This is a genomic window from Kitasatospora saccharophila, from assembly GCF_039529925.1.
Classification (GTDB): Bacteria; Actinomycetota; Actinomycetes; order Streptomycetales; family Streptomycetaceae; genus Kitasatospora; species Kitasatospora saccharophila.
Genome location: NZ_BAAANS010000177.1, coordinates 1 through 660, shown reverse-complemented (window position 1 = coordinate 660; position 660 = coordinate 1). Strand labels below are relative to the sequence as shown.

The following is a 660-nucleotide window of genomic DNA, read 5'->3' as shown; positions in this document are numbered from 1 at the left end:
CTGCGCATCCACGGCCTGGTGGACCGGCCGCAGTTGCTCACCTTCGACGACCTGCTGCGCGAACCCCTCGAAGAACTCGACCACACCCTGTCCTGCGTCTCCAACGAGGTCGGCGGCCCCTACGTCGGCACCGCCCGCTGGCTGGGCGCCTCACTGCCCGCCCTGCTGCGCCGCGCCGGGGTCCGCCCCGGAGCCGACCAACTGGTCGGACGCTCGAAGGACGGCATGACCATCGGCACCCCGCTGGAGTCCGTCCTGGACGGCCGCCACGCCCTGCTCGCCCTCGCCATGAACGGCGAGGCCCTGCCGCCCGCGCACGGCTTCCCCTGCCGCACCGTCGTCCCCGGCTTCTACGGCTACACCTCCGCCACCAAATGGCTGATCGACCTGGAGGTCACCACCTTCACCGCCTTCGACCCGTACTGGGTACGACGCGGCTGGGACCGCACCGGCACCGTCCGCACCGCCTCCCGGATCGAGGTCCCCGCACCGTTCGCCAAGATCCCCGCCGGCCCCGTCGACATCGCCGGCACCGCCTGGGCCACCCACCGCGGCATCGCCGCCGTCGAACTCCGCATCGACGAAGGCCCGTGGCAGCAAGCCGAGTTGGCCGCCGACGCCGGACCCGACCTGTGGCGGCAGTGGTCCTACGCCTGGACG

At 72.7% G+C, this 660-nt stretch carries 1 protein-coding gene; it reads left to right on the top strand.

The annotated features are described in order from the left end of the window. Positions 1-660: molybdopterin-dependent oxidoreductase (locus ABD345_RS40045; RefSeq protein WP_344559768.1), on the top strand; the 660-nt coding region annotated here is incomplete at both ends.